This is a genomic window from Alcanivorax sp. HI0083, from assembly GCF_001635175.1.
Genome location: NZ_LWFX01000256.1, coordinates 1 through 1,046, shown reverse-complemented (window position 1 = coordinate 1,046; position 1,046 = coordinate 1). Strand labels below are relative to the sequence as shown.

At 57.7% G+C, this 1,046-nt stretch carries 1 protein-coding gene; it reads right to left on the bottom strand.

Translation table 11 applies throughout. The annotated features are described in order from the left end of the window. Positions 1-1,046 (bottom strand): efflux RND transporter permease subunit (locus tag A3754_RS02785; RefSeq protein WP_197468407.1); only part of this gene is annotated, 1,046 nt, incomplete at both ends.

Below are 1,046 nucleotides of genomic sequence, written 5' to 3'. Positions count from 1 at the left end.
ATGCGTACCGAGCGCAGAAACAAAAACATGACCAGGGTGGCGAAGAGGGCGCCGATGCCGAGATTGATCCACACGTTGGCCACCGAGGCCTCCACGTAACGCACGTCGTCGGACATTAGCGACATGTCCATGCCGGCCGGTTCCAGCACCTCCTTTTTAATCAGGTCGACCTGCTCCAGCATTCCCTGCTTGATGTCGATTACGTTGGAGCCGGTTTCCCGGCGGACTGCCAGCATGATCACCGGATTGCCGTTAAAGCGGGATATCTGCCGCACGGGGAAGTGATCCATGACCACGGTGGCCACATCCTGCAAGCGCACCAGTGAGTCACCCTGGCGCTGCAAAATCAAATCGTTGAGATCATCCAGATTTTCGAAACGGCCCACGGTGCGAAGCAGGTAGCGCCGCTTTCCACTANCTACTTCACCGCCGGAAATATCCTGATTGCGTTCGCGAAGGGCATCGCGCACATCCACTACGGTCAGCCCGAACTGGGCCAAAGCCTGGGCATCGAGCAGCACCTGAATCTGCCGTTCAGCACCGCCACGCATTTCCACCATGGAAACGCCTTGCACGCTTTCCATGCGCGGGCGAACTTCATCGTCAATAAAGTCACGCATCATGTCCATGTCCAGGCCGCGGGGGTTGCCGGCCTGCGGGTAGACACTGAAATACATGAAGGAATTGCTGGAGAACGAAGAGGAGAGAATTTGTGGTTGGTCCACCGTATCCGGGTAGGCGGGGACCTGGCTGAGCGCGTTGTTCACCCGGATCAACGCATCGGTAATATCCACGCCAAAGGGGAATTCCAGCTCGATCTCCGCTTCGCCGCTGTAGGCGGTAGCGGTGAGGCGACGCAGATTGGGTAGATTGCGCAGGTATTCTTCCTGCTCAATCAAAATTTCCTTTTCCACATCTTGGGGCGTGGCGCCGGACCAGCGTGTTAGCACGCTGATGGTGCGCACTTCCAGATCCGGGATCATCTGCACAGGAATACGCAGCGCGGCAAGCACGCCGAGCAGGGTGATGATCAGCACGATCACCGT